This is a genomic window from Paenibacillus sp. P36 (assembly GCF_045866505.1).
GTDB lineage: Bacteria > Bacillota > Bacilli > Paenibacillales > NBRC-103111 > Paenibacillus_E > Paenibacillus_E chondroitinus.
This window is the reverse complement of record NZ_AP038372.1, coordinates 5,407,664-5,422,930: the sequence shown is the minus strand read 5'-3', so window position 1 is coordinate 5,422,930 and position 15,267 is coordinate 5,407,664. Positions and strand designations below refer to the sequence as shown.

Sequence of the window (15,267 nt, the reverse complement as noted above, 5' to 3'; positions counted from 1 at the left end):
TGCCAGTTTCATCCCTTTGTAGCTTTTCTGGTTCAAAAAAGGTATGATGGTGAGTGGAAGATTGACCTAGGAATCCAATTGACATGGAAATGAACGAAGATAGAGAGGCTTGGACTATGCAGCGTTATTTTCTCCCGCCCGAGCAGTTTCACCTTGACAATCAGACGGTCACCATTGAGGGAGACGACGCACATCATTTGATGCGCGTGATGCGAGCAGACATCGGCGACAAGGTGATTTGCAGCAATGGCTTGGATCGCGAAGTGCTCGTACGGATTTCTCAGTTAGATAAGGGGCAAGTCACCGCGGAAATCGTGGAGGAACTGCCGATGAACGCTGAGTCAGCGGTTCAGGTCTGGATTGCTCAGAGCCTGCCCAAAGGCGATAAGATGGAAACGATTATTCAAAAAGGGACCGAGATCGGGGCAGCCCGGTTTCTTCCTTTTTTATCAGAGCGTACGATTGTGCAATACGACGCCAAGAAGGAAGCGAAACGGACGGAACGTTGGCAGAAGATTGCCAAAGAAGCCGCCGAGCAAGCACATCGCAATCGTGTGCCGCAGGTAGAAGCCGTTTATTCGTGGAAGCAGCTGCTTCAGCAGGCCAAAGAAGCGGATGCTGCGTGGATCTGCTATGAAAAAGAAGATGGTCAGCAATTGAAGCCAGCTATCCAGGAAGCGCTCGCCGCGGGTAAATTGGGACAAGGAAGCAAAGTCGTTATTGCAGTAGGGCCGGAAGGCGGATTTACGGAACAAGAAATTAAGCAGGCCGAAGAGGCAGGCTTCCGATCCGTATCCCTAGGGGCTCGTATTTTACGCACGGAGACTGCTGCGATGGTAGGTCTTACGTGTCTTTTCTATGAAACCGGAGAGATGGGAGGATAAGCGTTATGGCAACGGTAGCGTTTCATACATTAGGTTGTAAAGTTAATTTCTATGATACAGAGGCCATATGGCAGCTTTTCAAAAATGAGGGATACGAACAGGTTGATTTCGAGCAAACGGCAGACGTTTACGTGATCAATACTTGTACAGTAACGAATACGGGGGATAAAAAAAGCCGCCAAATGATTCGCCGTGCGATTCGTCGCAATCCGGAGGCGATTGTTGCCGTAACAGGCTGTTACGCGCAAACATCTCCGGCTGAGATCATGGCGATTCCGGGTGTCGATATGGTTATCGGGACACAGGACCGGGACAAAATTATTCCAATTGTGAAGCAATTTGAAACGGATCGCCAACCGATTAATGCGGTTCGCAACATCATGAAAACACGCCAGTTTGAAGAACTGGATGTGCCTGATTTTGCCGATCGGACAAGAGCTTTTCTGAAAATTCAAGAGGGCTGCAACAACTTCTGTACATTTTGTATCATTCCATGGTCTCGCGGGTTAATGCGTAGTCGTGAGCCGCAAAGCGTTATTGCGCAAGCGGAGCAATTAGTGGCTGCCGGCTATCAGGAAATTGTCCTGACGGGTATTCACACCGGCGGATATGGCGAAGATATTGAGGACTACAGCTTGGCTAAGCTGCTTTGGGATTTGGACAAAGTCGAAGGCTTGAAACGTATTCGAATTTCTTCAATCGAAGCAAGCCAAATTACAGACGAAGTCATTGAGGTTTTGAAATCTTCGGACAAAATGTGCCGTCATCTTCACATTCCTTTGCAAGCTGGAGATGATCGAGTTCTGGCTCGTATGCGCAGAAAATATACGACAGCTGAATTCGCCAGCAAAATTGAGCGCCTGCATGAGATTATGCCGGACGTTGCCATTACGACGGACGTGATCGTGGGCTTCCCGGGTGAAACCGAAGAAATGTTCCGTAACGGCGTCGAATTCATGGAACGCATGAAATTCTCTGAGATGCACGTCTTCCCTTATTCCAAGCGGACAGGCACACCAGCGGCGCGAATGGAAGATCAAGTGGATGAGGAAGTTAAAAATACGCGCGTTCACGAGCTGATCGATCTTTCTGAGAAAATGCAGCTTGCTTATGCGCAGCAATTTGTAGGTCAAGTACTGGAAGTAATTCCGGAACGAGCTTACAAAGGCGCACCTGACAGCGGTTTGTACATGGGCTACTCGGATAACTATGTACAGCTTGTTTTCCAAGGTTCGGAAGACATGATCGGCCAAGTTTGCCGTGTGAAAGTGACGGAAGCAGGCGTGAATGAAAGCAAGGGCCAATTGGTACGAGTGCTAGAAACAGCAGCTGTTGTAAATTTGTAAGTCAAATGTCTAGACGTTAACATTTACCTCTAAGCGCGGTCGCTTCCTGAGTAGGCCGCGATAGAGGTTTTCTCTATTAGCTGGAGAGCTGGGCAAAAAATGATGATGAGGTGCATCTAATGACTTTAAATGCGAAAGAAATTGCCAAATATATCGATCATACCCTTTTGAAGGCCGATGTGAGTACGGCATCTATTCACAAACTGTGTGAAGAGGCCGCTGAGCATCAATTTTTCAGCGTGTGCGTGAACTCTCAGTTTGTTAGCGTAGCTAGCAAGGCGCTGGAAGGTAGCGGCGTGAAAGTTGCCGCGGTTGTAGGTTTCCCGCTTGGAGCAAGCTTGAGCGAAGTGAAAGCATTTGAAGCTGCGAAGGCAGTTGAACATGGTGCCGCTGAAATCGATACCGTGCTTCCGATCGGTCTGCTTCTAGAAGGTCAATATGATGCTGTTCGTTCGGATATTCAGCAAGTCGTGGATGCAGTCAAAGGCAAAGCGATTGTTAAAGTGATTATGGAAACCGGCTTTTTGAACGATGAGCAAAAAATAATGGCCTGCAAGCTTTCGGAAGAAGCTGGTGCTCACTTTGTTAAAACCTCCACTGGATTTGGTCCTGGCGGTGCGACAGTAGAAGATGTACGTCTTATGCGCGCAAACGTATCGGATACGATTGGCGTTAAAGCATCAGGTGGCGTTAGAGATCTACAAGCAGCGGTTGCGATGATCGAAGCCGGAGCAACTCGTTTAGGCACTAGCTCAGGTGTAGCTATTGTGAACGGAACTCAAGGCGCTTCCACATATTAAGATAGCAAAAAGGTAAGGCGATCAGCGAACAGACGACATTGAAGATCGTCTGCGAACGAGCGATTTGCGACGATGCGTCATCCGCGAGAAGAGCCGAAAGGCTGACAAGCTGGTGGATGAAGGGGTAAAAGAGGATCGCTCCACCGATGTTGAGCAGGATATGCGACCAGGCGACGTATCGCCCGGCGCGGGAGGAGCTCATCCCGGCGATCAGTGCCGTCACACAGGTGCCGACATTGGCGCCGATTGTGATGGCAATGCCCAGCTCGACGGGGATGCCTTGGATCGCCGCGAGGCCCATGGCCATCGCGATAACCGCTGCGCTGCTGTGCACCAGAGCCGTAACGGCCGCGCCGGCGATAATGCCCCACAGCAAGCTTTGCTTGGCTTCGGTGACAAACCAGGCGAAGAGCCCACGGGACTGCAGCGCAGGCCCGATGGTTTGCATGATCTCGATGCCGAGCAGCACGAGAGAGAAGCCCGCCACCGCCAGCGCTCCGTAGCGGACGCTGCGCAGCCATTCCCGCCCGCCGGCAGCGGCGGCTGGTTCTTGCCCTTGCGCCGCTGATGGCGGCAAGGGGCCGGCCAGCCAGCTCGCCATCCAGATGGCGGCGCTCACAAGCAGGATCGGCACACCGATCCCCCCGAGGCTGAGTCCAATCAGCTCGGTGGTGAGGCAAGTGCCGATGTTGGTGCCGAGAATAACGCCGAGCGTTCTCGGGAAGGTCAAGACGCCGGCGCCGACGAGGCCGATGGCGATGACCGTAATGGCGGTGCTGCTTTGCAGCGCCGCCGTGAGCACGGTGCCGATGACGAGGCCGCGCACCGGCGTTCGGGTAAACCGCTCCAGCCACAGCTGGAGGCGGGGCCCGGCCCACCGTTGAAGCGCTGTTTCCATGAGCTTCATGCCGAAGAGAAATAAAACTAACCCTGCAACGACGGGTAGGATAATGGTATTTATCATCATAGCATTCTCCCTCGCAAATGAACTTTTCATTATCACTCAATATATGTGACCGTACAGACAAGCATGACAAGCACCAAAGAGACGGAACGGCATCACACAAAGGACGGCTAAAGGATATATGGCAGCAGTATTTTTACATAAGAAACGTAAACCTCGTTTAGAGCAAGGTCACCCATGGGTGTACAAAAGTGAAATTGAGCGTGTAGACGGAGAAGCTGTGCCGGGACAGCTTGTTCCGGTGCAAACACATCTGGGCCAATATTTAGCGACGGGTTATTACAATGAAGCTTCGCAAATTACGGTCCGAATTGTATCTTACAAGCCGCTTGAAGCTATGACGACAGACTTTTTTGTAGAACGATTCACACGTTGCTTGCAGCATCGCAGCCGCTTCGTAAAAGAGGCGAAATCTTACCGGTTGGTCTATGGTGAAGCGGATTTTTTACCGGGGCTTATTGTAGATAAGTTCGAAGATACGCTTGTAGTGCAGATTCTTACGCTGGGGATGGATCGCTGCCGTGAGCAAATTGTTGCTGCACTCGTTCAGGTTGTAAAGCCTGCAGGCATCTATGAGCGCAGCGACGTTTCGATACGTGAGTTGGAAGGATTGGAACAAACCAAAGGCCTGTTATATGGTGAATGTCCCAAACATGTGGATATTCTTGAAAATGGTCTGCGCATTCGGGTAGACATCGAAGAAGGCCAAAAAACCGGTTATTTCTTCGACCAAAGAGAAAATCGCGCTGCCATCGCTCCCTTGATGACAGGTTGGGGCCATCGAAGCGGTATCGAGCTTCGTGAAGTCGAACATGAGGGAGCCATGCAAACATTGCCTGTCAATGCGAACGGCAAAGTCGTGACATTCCCTTACTGGGACGGCGCCTCCGTACTGGAGTGCTTCTCCCATACCGGCAGCTTTACACTCAATGCATGTAAATTCGGCGCGAAAAAAGTGACCTGCCTGGACATTTCCGAGCATGCCATTGAGAGCGCGAGAACAAATGTCGGGTTGAACGGCTTCCAAGATCGCGTCGAGTTCGTAGTCGCAGATGCATTTGAATACTTGCGGACCCAAGTCAAAGGCTTGGATGAACGGAAAGTACGAGCCAATGCCGGCAGCGGCGCACAAGGGAAAAAGATTGATACATCCAAACCGGTTGCTGAAGGCGGCAGGACTTGGGATGTAGTCATTCTCGATCCGCCTGCTTTTGCCAAAACGAAAAGCGCAGTTGAGGGCGCATGCCGCGGCTACAAAGATATTAACCTGCACGGCATGAAGCTTGTGAATGAAGGCGGGTACCTTGTGACGGCGAGCTGCTCGTACCATATGCATCCGGAGCTTTTCCTGGAGACGATTCATGCGGCGGCGACGGATGCGGGCAAGATCCTGCGTTTAGTTGAATTCCGCGGAGCGGGCATGGACCATCCGCGCATTCTCGGCGTGGATGAGGGGCATTACTTGAAATTCGCGATTTTTGAAGTGCGAAGCAAATAAGTTGAGTGGAGCGGGGCCAATGTGGCCCCGCTTTTTTGTTGGACGGGCTTTCAGTGAACTAGGGACCGTTATTTCATTGCAAATGCACATTTCTCGCAAATTAGGGGAACTACAGTTCGCTATTTGGCCATTCATTGGGCGAGACGCAAATTGTGCAGAAATAAGGGACCCACGGTTCCCTTTCACCCGGAAAACATGCATTTTCCGAGAAATAGCGCCCTGTAGTTCCCTCTAACCGTAGCAGAGGCTCTTGCACAATAAATCAAGCTACTTTACCTACCTTCCACGACCCAACCGTTCTACTCTACATGCTGCAGCCTTCCACCTCACCAGACATAGAAAGAAAAGACTAGCGGAGAATTCCGCTAGGGCAGATCATAAGGAACTGGCGTCCTCTATTTCGGGGATATCGTACAGACTTCCTCGACGAGTGGAACTACAGGGTCTTATCTGACCCTGTGACAGGCATTTCGGTCGAATTCGTGGAATAGAGGCCTGTAGTTCCATTTAGATAGTCATCAGGCTCCTTTTTCTGATAATAGCGGACTCTAGTTCCCTTTAGTGACCCCATAATAGGAATCTCTCTAGGAATTAGGGATTTCAATGGATGAAATCCAATGAAAACGCCAAAAGTAGCTCTAAATTGCTCATTTCCTTGGACAAAATCCAACGTAATGGCATTATTTGGCGCTACAACACCACGATTAACCGATCTCATTGGATTTTATCCAGTCAAATCAATAATTGAGCTATTAAATCACTGTGTTCGTTGGATTTCATCCAGTGAATCAAAGGTCAGCACTGCTTTTAAAATAAACAAATATAATCACTTGATTTCAAATGAAACATTTCATTTATCATAACGAAAGAAAATGCGAATTGGATGAACATGTCATTTCCGAATATGATGAAGAAAAGCGATTTCACACTTCACTGCGAAAGGAAAATGACGAGATGGCATCCGTAACCGGTTTGGACGGCATTATAGCCGCAGAAACAGAATTGTCCTTGGTTGATGGTCAGAATGGCGTTCTGGTGTATCGCGGATACGAAGCGAAGGAGCTCGCGCTGCACAACAGTTTTGAGGAAGTCGCCTATTTATTGTGGCATGGTGAGCTTCCTTCCACGGACGTACTCAACGCGTCCAAAAAGCGATGGGCGGAACACCGCAGCATCCCTGCTGAACTGAAGGCGGTACTGGATTTGCTGCCCAAGGAAAGTGAAATGATGAGCGTGCTTCGCACAGCTACCTCTGTTCTAGGTACAATCAGCCATCAGGAGGCTGAATGGCCGCTGCATTTTGAGCAGATTCTTACGAATACTCTCATGCTGCCAACAATCATTGCTTATCACTATCGGAGATCGCAAGGGTTAGTGCCCATCGAGCCTGACCCGCAGTTAGATCATGTGGCCAACTATTTGTACATGCTGACAGGTTCCGTGCCCCAGCAGGTTCATGTGAAGGTATTAACAGCTTATTTGATTTTAGCTATGGAGCATGGGATGAACGCTTCCACCTTTGCCGGACGTGTTGTGTTATCGACACAATCCGATCTTGCATCTGCGCTCTGTGCTTCCATAGGCGCAATGAAAGGGCCTTTGCACGGAGGAGCGCCATCGGAAGTGCTTCATATGCTGGATGCGATTGGAGACAAAGAGCAGGCGGAGGTGTGGCTGCGTGATGAGCTGAAGGCCGGTCGAAAACTCATGGGCTTTGGTCACCGCATTTACAAAACGAACGATCCCAGAGCAGAAGCGCTTCGCCAGCTCATGACCGAGTTAGCTGCTGAGGATCCATGGTTCGATTTGGCCATCCACGTAGAAAAGGTAGCTGTCGAGCTGCTAAATGAATATAAACCTGGCCGGAAATTGTACGTGAACGTAGAATTTTATGCTGCAGCCGTGATGCGGGCTATTGCGCTTCCGACGGCCCTCTTCACACCTAGCTTTACTCTGAGTAGAATGGTAGGGTGGACGGCTCATTTGTTGGAGCAAACGAGTTGTAATCGTATTTTTCGGCCGCAATCCGTTTATATCGGCGAATTGCCGCCGTCACTGCGGAATCATGCTTAACCAACTGAAGACTTATAAATAAAAGCCTTTCTCCATGTCATGAATTTTCAAGCCAAGGGGATAGGCTTTTTTGTTATGCCAGCTTAAGCCCATCATCTGCCACGCCTCTTTTCTACCAAAAGTATGATAGAATAGATAAGATTGATATCTTTTGAAATCAGCTTGAAGGAGGCCCTGTATGTCTATTCGTTTCGTGATCGGCAGAGCCGGCAGCGGAAAAAGTGAACGTTGTTTGATAGAAATGAAACAGCAGTTGGCGGTAGAGCCGGAGGGTGACCCGCTCGTGCTATTAGTGCCGGAGCAGGCGACCTTTCAGGCTGAGCATGCCATTGTGTCCGATCCCGGCATTCGGGGAATGATTCGCGCCCAAGTGCTAAGTTTTCACCGTTTGGCATGGCGTGTCATGCAAGAAGAAGGCGGTACAGCGAGACTGCCGATTGATGATATGGGGAAGAAATTGCTGCTTACAAGCATTTTACATAAACAAAAAGAAAAGCTCCGCTTATTTGGCCACTCGGCTGAGCAAATGGGTTTTGTAGATCGTTTGAACCAACTTTTTACGGAGATGAAAAGGTATTGTGTAACGGCTAAGCAGCTCGAAGAGCATGAGCAGAAACGGGCTTCCGTACTTGGGGAAAGCGGTTTGCTGCGAGATAAAATGCATGACATTCAGCTGATTTACCGCCAATTTGAATCTGAGCTGTCCCGGCAGTATTTGGACGGTGAAGATTATTTAACCCTGCTGGCGGAGCAAATTCCGAATTCCGCTTATTTGCGGTCTGCTTCGGTTTGGATCGATGGCTTTCACGGTTTTACGCCGCAGGAGTTTTCCGTGCTTGGCGCATTATTTTCGACCTGCAAGCAGGTGACGATTACGCTGTGTCTCGATCGTGAGCTGCAAGCCGGGGATGCGCCGGATGAGTTGGATCTATTTCACCCTACGGCAACGACGATGGTTCGGCTGCAGGAGCTTATATGGCAGCTTGGACTGCCGTCAGCCGAGGTTCATCTATTGGCACCGGACCGTTCGCCACGTTATGACGATAGTCCGTTACTCGGATATTTGGAGCGCAACTTTGACCGTCGGATTGGCGGCGGAGCTAAACGTTATAAACCGGCAGCGCATGAGAAAACCAGCGATCAGCTCGTAATTGCAGAAGCTGTCCACCGTCGTGCTGAAGTAGAAGGCGCAGTCAGGGATATGCTGCAGTTGGTTCGTGAGCATGGCGTACGTTGGCGTGAAATTGCCGTCATGGTTCGAAATATGGAAGGCTATCAGGATTTATTAAAAGCGGTACTGACCGACTACGAAATTCCGCACTTTTTTGATCAAAAGAGGACCGTTCTGCATCACCCATTGGTTGAATTCATTCGTTCGGCGTTGGAAGTGGTCCAACACAATTGGCATTACGACGCCGTATTCCGCTGCGTCAAAACGGATTTGCTTCTGCCGAGCGAGGCGGCTGATCAGCGAACAGAGTTGGATAAGCTGGAAAACTATGTGCTCGCTTTCGGTATTCAAGGCTACAGGTGGACGGATGGTAAGCCATGGAGCTACAAGTTCCGGGCCAATCTGGAAGAAGCGGATGAAGGTGTACAAGAGCAAACGGCTGAATTAGCCGCTTTGAATAGAAGCAAAGAGTGGGTGGTTAGGCCGCTTCTTGCTTTTGCCAAACGTTTGCAGCAAGCCGGGTCAGTGAAAGCGCAAGTTGAGGCTCTATATGAACTTCTCATTGCCGTTCAGGCTCCCGAAAAATTGGAAGCTTGGAGTCAGCAAGCGATTCAGGATGGCAAGCCGGAGAAAGCCCGTGAGCATGGCCAAATGTGGAACAGTGTCATGGAGATGCTGGACCAGCTCGTGGAGACGATGGGGGACGATGAGCTGTCCCTTGAGATTTTTAACAGCCTTGTAGAGACGGGCATGGAAAGCATGAAGCTAGGGTTAGTGCCGCCTTCGATGGATCAATTATTAATTGGCAGCATGGATCGGACCCGCTCAAGCGGTATTCGTTATGCTTACATATTAGGTGTGAACGATGGCGTAATCCCTGCCCAAATGCCGGAAAAAGGGGTTCTGACGGAAGCGGAACGGAGCGTTCTGATGGAATCCGGCCTTCCGATGGCGGATGGAAGCCGGCGCAAGCTGCTGGATGAGCAGTTTATCGTCTATACGTCGTTAACCGTGCCGGGTAAAAGACTGTGGATGAGCTATCCACTGGCAGATGAAGAGGGCAAATCGCTGCTGCCATCCGAGCTGATCAAACAAATGCGTCAACTGTTCCCTGGAACCGAGACACCGCTTTTGCTCGCTGAACCGGCTGCTGAATCTCCGGATAATGAGCAGGCAGCTTATATGGCGCATCCGAATCAGGCGATCTCCTATCTGGCTGTACGTATGAAGCACTGGATGCTGGGCGGCCGTATGGCGGATTTGTGGTGGGAGACCTACAACTGGTATGCAGATAAGCCCGAGTGGCAGATGAAGCTGCAATCCGTCGTTCAGGCACTGCGCTACACGAATAAAGAGAACAAAATATCTTCCAAAACGAGCAAGCTGTTATACGGTCAAAATCTGCGGGCGAGTGTGTCACGCATGGAGAAATATGTGGCTTGTCCCTTTTCCCATTTCGTATCTCACGGTTTGAGATTGCAGGAAAGACGCGTCTACCGGCTGGATGCCCCGGATATCGGGCAATTGTTTCATGCCGCATTGAACCAATTTGTTCAAAGATTGCAGCAGGATCAACTGGATTGGGGATCGCTGTCAGCAGAAGAATGCATGGAGCGTTCCGCACAGGTTGTGGATGAGCTTGCCCCCAGATTGCAAGGGGAAATTTTGCTCAGTTCCAGCAGATATGCCTATATCGCGAGAAAATTGAAGCAAGTTGTGGGCAGAGCGGCTGTTGTTCTAGGTGAACATGCGAAACAAGGCCAGTTTGAACCGCTAGGTCTGGAAATCGACTTCGGCCCGGGCAAAGAACTGCCGCCTTTAACCTTTGATTTAGAGAATGGCTGCACAATGGAGATCATTGGACGTATCGACAGAGTGGACCGAGCGGATGGCGAGCAAGGCGTATTGCTGCGAGTCATTGATTACAAATCAAGCTCAACTTCTTTGCAGTTATCTGAAGTGTATTACGGGCTATCCCTGCAAATGCTCACCTACTTGGATGTCATTATTACACACGCAGAGCGTTGGCTGGGCATTGCGGCGAAGCCGGCGGGCGTGCTTTATTTCCATGTGCATAACCCGATGCTGCAGCAAAAAAATGCGCTGGACCCTGCGGCCGTCGAGAAAGAACTTCGGAAACGTTTTAAAATGAAAGGTTTGATCACGGCAGACGCTGAAGTTGCTGGATTGATGGATAGTGAACTGTTAAAAAGCGCAGGGCACTCGCAGTTAATTCCAGTTGCTTTGAAGAAGGACGGAAGCTTCTATTCAAGCTCCTCCGTCGCTACGGATGAACAGTGGGACACGCTTAGGAAATATGTGCGCAAGCAGGTAAAAGGAATCGGAACGAGCATTACCGATGGTCATGTCGACATTGCTCCTTATCGGCTTGGCAAAAAAACAGCCTGCTTGCACTGCTCTTATAAATCAATTTGTCAGTTTGATCCGTTGTTTGAAGGCAATGAAATTCACGTTTTGAGACAGCGGGGGAAAGACCAGCTCTGGTCCGAATTGGAGCAAAACGTTAACCCGTGACGAAGACGGAAAGGAGTGCAACGAAGTGAATAAACAACAACAGCCCAAGCCTCCCGGCAGTACGTGGACGGATGATCAATGGGACGCGATTACCCTCAAGGGTCAAAATATGCTCGTTGCCGCTGCGGCCGGATCAGGCAAAACCGCCGTACTCGTGGAGCGAATTATCCGGCGAATTTCCGATGAGTGGGAGCCTATCGATGTAGACAGGCTGCTGGTCGCAACCTTCACCAAAGCGGCGGCCTCGGAAATGAAACATCGCATACGCGAAGCGCTGGAGAAAGAGCTGATGAAGCAGCCGCATTCGCAGCATTTGCGCAAGCAGATCGCGCTGATGGGGCGCGCCTCAATTACAACGCTCCACTCCTTCTGCTTGGAAGTTGTGCAGCGTTACTTCAGCCTCATTCGTCTTGATCCCGGTTTCCGGATTGCGAATGAGACGGAAGCGGAGCTTATGCGCCAAGATCTGCTTGGCGAGATGCTTGAGGAATATTACGCCGCAAGCGGAGAGAACAGCGCCTTCTGGCGGCTGGTCGATTCGTTTAGCGGCGAGCGGAACGACGACGCGATCATGCAGCTTATTCAGAAGCTGTATGATGTGTCGCGCAGTCATCCGTGGCCGGAGCATTGGCTCAGAGCGACGGCCTCGATGTTTGGAGCGCCGGAGCCTGCGCCGCAGGAGGTGCCGGATGAGGCAGCCGCCGTTATACAGGAGGCGCTGCCGTATGTTGCCGCTGCGTCGGCGCCGGCAGACTACGGGATCTGGGAGCAGAGTCTGATACGCGACCTCGTTTTGGAGTTGGAAGGAGCCGCCGACTTATTGCGGCAGGCGATAGAGATCGCCGATTCGCCAGGCGGCCCAGCTCCTTATTTGGACAACTTGCGAGAGGATTTGCTGCTCGTAAATAATCTGCTGGAAACGACAACATATCCGTGGTCCGTTCTGTATCGGGGTTTTCAAACCGTCGAGTTTGGCAAGCTCAAAGCATGCAAAGGTGACGACTACGACAAAGCGCTGCAGGAAGAAGTGAAGGAGCTCCGCAATAAAGTTAAAGAGCAAATTAACAAAATGCAAGAGGAGCTTTTCGGCCGAACCCCGGAGCAATTCCATCAGGAAATTGCCGACATGGCGCCGCTTTTGCATACGTTAGTAGATTTGGTTGCGGATTTCGGTCATCGTTATCAGGCAGGTAAGCAAGCGAAAGGCTTGATCGATTTTGCTGATTTGGAACATTACTGCTTACAAATTCTAAGCGCGCCTGGCTCCATCCCCGGTGAATTGGTTCCATCTGAGGCAGCGCAGGCTTATCGGAAGCAATTTGCTGAAGTACTGCTCGACGAATATCAGGATACGAATCGTGTGCAGGAAGCGATTGTAGAATTGATTTCGAACTCAAACCCTGGAAATCGATTCATGGTTGGCGATGTGAAGCAAAGTATTTACCGATTCCGGCTTGCGGAGCCAGGTCTCTTTCTTGAAAAATATAAAGCTTACCGCTCTAATAAAGATGAGCCATTAGAAGTAACGTCCGCAGGCGGCAGAATTGATTTGGCGCGTAACTTCCGCAGCCGTATCGAAGTCGTGGACGCGGTCAATTTTATTTTTAAACAAATGATGAACGAAACCGTAGGCGAAGTCGCTTATGATGAGCGTGCTGAGCTCGTATATGGAGCGGGTTATCCGCCATCTGCCTCGGATTGTTCCGTCGAAATGCTGATCATTGATCGAGGAACAGATGCGCCAGACCCGGGTGAATCTTATTCAGCGGATTCGGAAGAAAATGAAGAGATAAATGCTGAAGCTTCACCCGAAGGTGCTGCTGTTGATCCTGCTTTGGAAGCGCAGGAGCTGGAAACCGCGCAATTGGAAGCGCGAACCATCGCCCGCCAAATTCAGGGGCTGATGGGTACCGGCGGCAAGGAAGCTTTTCAAGTATTTGATAAAAGAACCGGCGGTGACCGCTCTGTCACGTACCGGGATATCGTCATCCTGCTGCGTGCCACGCAGATGTGGTCGCCTATCCTCATTGAAGAACTCAAAAAGATGGGCATACCTGCTTACGCAGAGCTAAGTACTGGCTATTTTTCCGCAACAGAAGTGGAAGTCATGTTATCCCTTTTGAAAGTCATCGATAATCCGTATCAGGATGTACCGCTTGCGGCTGTACTGCGGTCACCGGTTGTGCAGTTAACGGCCGAAGATTTGGCACAGATTCGCATTGCAGATAAATCGGTACCTTTCTACGACTCTGTGCTTCAGGCCGCTGGGAGCGAGAAGACCGAAGAAAATGAGGTTTTGCTGCAAAAGCTGAACTACTTCCTGGAGCTGCTGGAAACGTGGCGGACCGAGGCGAGACAAGGCTCTTTGGCAGATTTAATCTGGCATATTTACAGACAAACAGGCTACTACGACTTCGCAGGCGGTTTGCCAGGGGGCGTACAAAGGCAGGCTAACTTAAGGGCGTTGTACGATCGTGCCAGACAATATGAAAGCACATCCTTGCGCGGGTTGTTCCGATTCCTTCGTTTTATTGAAAGAATGAAAGAAAGCGGCGGGGATCTAGGCACAGCGCGAGCGCTCGGAGAACAGGAAGACGTTGTAAGGATCATGTCGATTCATAAAAGTAAAGGGCTGGAATTCCCTGTTGTTTTCGTGGCGGGGATGGCCAAAATGTTTAACCAACGGGATCTGAACGATTCGTTTCTTTTGCATAAAGAGCTTGGGTTCGGTCCGCGTTTTGTAGATACGACATTGCGTGTAAGCTATCCAACCCTGCCTTCCCTTGCGATTAAAAGAAGGATGAAACTGGAGCTGCTTGCGGAAGAAATGCGAGTGCTCTACGTAGCATTGACAAGAGCCAGAGAGAAGCTTTATTTGCTTGGGACAGTCAAATCATTGGATAAGCTCTTGCGCGGATGGGGCAGACATCTGTCCAGAACGGAATGGTATTTGCCCGATTTTGAACTGGCGAAAGCCAAAAGTTATCTGGATTGGGTAGGTCCAGCGCTGCTGCGGCATCCTCACGCCGGTCTCTGGAGGGAGCGTTTGGGCATTAGCGAAGCTTCATCAGGGGTTCGATTATTGAATGATCCTTCAGCATGGAAGCTGACGGTTATTAAGCCAGAAAGCCTGCTGACGGATGAAACGTTGGAAGAAAACAACGTGGCCCCTGACGGAGATCGGATGGACAGCATTCGCCGAATTGAGACCGTAACGACATCGGGGGAATGGCAGGAGTGGCTGGATGACCGGCTGTCATGGTCGTACTCGTTCCCAGAAGCACCTAAACTTTTTGCGAAGACGACGGTTTCCGAAATGAAGCGGTTGTCGGAGCTGAATCGAATCTCCGATGAAATGGAAATGCCAGTTGCAACAGAAGTTATTGCTCCTGGAGCTGCGGCGCCGACTTCCGGGAACGGAAGGTCCATGATTTGGCGCAGGCCTAAATTTATGGAAGAGAAGAAGCTGTCAGCAGCAGAAAAAGGAACTGTCGTTCACGCCGTCATGCAAAATCTCTCCCTGCAGGAAGCACCGACGGAGGCAAGCATTCGGGGGACACTGCAAGAAATGCTAACGAAGCAAACGTTGACCGCTGAGCAAAGTGAAGTGGTGGATATACCGGTAGTATTGCGCTTCTTCGAGACCGGAGTTGGACAACGGATGCTTCAGGCCAGGAATGTACAACGCGAGGTGCCCTTCAGCTATGGGCTGCAGGCAGACGAGGTTTACACGGGAACGAACCGTTCCACGAGCGGTGAAACGGTACTAATTCAAGGGGTCATCGATTGTTTATTCGAGGATGAACTCGGCCTGGTTCTGGTTGATTATAAAACGGATGCAGTGAAAGGCAGCAGCGATGAGGAGCTGAAACTGCGGTATGAGCAGCAAATTTCCCTCTACACGCGTGCCGTGGAACATATTTGGAAACGTCCGGTGAATGGAAAGTTTCTGTATTTCTTTGATGGAGCAAAGCTGCTCGAAATGTAAGATGGAGG

Annotated in this window: 9 protein-coding genes; 8 read left to right on the top strand and 1 reads right to left on the bottom strand. The window is 50.4% G+C overall.

What is annotated here, in order from left to right; all coding sequences use genetic code 11:
- The first annotated feature begins 116 nt into the window (after positions 1-116).
- The 3 genes from ACKTT9_RS24500 to deoC all read left to right on the top strand — a co-directional run bounded on the left by ACKTT9_RS24500 (position 117) and on the right by deoC (position 3,030).
- Positions 117-884: a 16S rRNA (uracil(1498)-N(3))-methyltransferase gene (locus ACKTT9_RS24500; protein ID WP_157322307.1), complete on the top strand. Its 768-nt coding sequence runs from the start codon at positions 117-119 to the stop codon at positions 882-884.
- Positions 885-889: 5 nt separating this feature from the next.
- Positions 890-2,230 (top strand): tRNA (N(6)-L-threonylcarbamoyladenosine(37)-C(2))-methylthiotransferase MtaB, encoded by a 1,341-nt coding sequence (mtaB, locus tag ACKTT9_RS24495; protein WP_315952248.1) that lies wholly within the window; start codon positions 890-892, stop codon positions 2,228-2,230.
- Between the two features lie 119 nt (positions 2,231-2,349).
- The gene (deoC, locus tag ACKTT9_RS24490) at positions 2,350-3,030 is read left to right on the top strand and encodes a deoxyribose-phosphate aldolase (protein WP_407867951.1); all 681 of its coding nucleotides are present in this window, start codon (positions 2,350-2,352) and stop codon (positions 3,028-3,030) included.
- On the opposite strand, the gene ACKTT9_RS24485 is transcribed toward deoC, so the two are convergent.
- Positions 2,993-3,997 carry a Na/Pi cotransporter family protein gene (locus ACKTT9_RS24485; protein ID WP_407867950.1) on the bottom strand — a complete coding sequence of 335 codons (1,005 nt, stop codon included), beginning with the start codon at positions 3,995-3,997 and terminating at the stop codon, positions 2,993-2,995. The two genes, deoC and ACKTT9_RS24485, sit on opposite strands and share 38 nt — an antisense overlap.
- Before the next feature lie 118 nt (positions 3,998-4,115).
- On the opposite strand from ACKTT9_RS24485, the gene ACKTT9_RS24480 reads away from it, so the two are divergent.
- The 5 genes from ACKTT9_RS24480 to addA all read left to right on the top strand — a co-directional run bounded on the left by ACKTT9_RS24480 (position 4,116) and on the right by addA (position 15,259).
- Complete coding sequence (locus tag ACKTT9_RS24480; protein ID WP_407867949.1) at positions 4,116-5,492, top strand: class I SAM-dependent rRNA methyltransferase; 1,377 nt, start codon at positions 4,116-4,118, stop codon at positions 5,490-5,492.
- 617 nt (positions 5,493-6,109) lie between these two features.
- A complete protein-coding gene (locus ACKTT9_RS24475) occupies positions 6,110-6,355 on the top strand; it encodes a hypothetical protein (protein ID WP_407867948.1) in 246 nt (81 codons plus the stop codon).
- Between the two features lie 91 nt (positions 6,356-6,446).
- Positions 6,447-7,565, top strand: a complete 1,119-nt coding sequence (locus ACKTT9_RS24470) for a citrate synthase (RefSeq protein ID WP_407867947.1) — start codon at positions 6,447-6,449, stop codon at positions 7,563-7,565.
- Positions 7,566-7,743: 178 nt separating this feature from the next.
- On the top strand, positions 7,744-11,271 hold the full coding sequence (gene addB, locus ACKTT9_RS24465) for a helicase-exonuclease AddAB subunit AddB (protein WP_407867946.1): 3,528 nt from the start codon (positions 7,744-7,746) through the stop codon (positions 11,269-11,271).
- 25 nt (positions 11,272-11,296) lie between these two features.
- Complete coding sequence (gene addA / locus ACKTT9_RS24460) at positions 11,297-15,259, top strand: helicase-exonuclease AddAB subunit AddA (RefSeq protein ID WP_407867945.1); 3,963 nt, start codon at positions 11,297-11,299, stop codon at positions 15,257-15,259.
- Positions 15,260-15,267 lie beyond the last annotated feature (8 nt).